1 protein-coding gene is annotated in these 232 nt (G+C 33.2%); it reads right to left on the reverse strand.

Annotation, left to right across the window (positions count from 1 at the left end):
- Positions 1-3: 3 nt before the first annotated feature.
- Positions 4-232, reverse strand: a 229-nt coding sequence (locus QN399_RS26705) for a hypothetical protein (protein WP_330201985.1), incomplete at its 5' end; no start/stop codon positions are given.

Genomic DNA, 232 nt, shown 5'->3' on the forward strand with positions numbered 1-232 from the left:
AGGTTAGGTTATTTGTTTGTGTTTTGGTTTGGTATTTTTTTGATCTAAGCGACTGTAATGCTGGTGCTTTTGTATATATGTTCTAAGGTTTTTAAATTTGTTTTTGTTTTTTTTGCTAGTTGGTTTTTCTGTGGTGGTAAAAATTTGGGGGTGTTTTGGGTTTGGTCTGGGTGAAGTGGTATTTATGTTTTTAAATCTAAATGTTCTGGGGGGTATGGCATTTTTAACAACC

The organism is Pseudomonas sp. 10C3, assembly GCF_036346185.1.
Lineage (GTDB): Bacteria > Pseudomonadota > Gammaproteobacteria > Pseudomonadales > Pseudomonadaceae > Aquipseudomonas.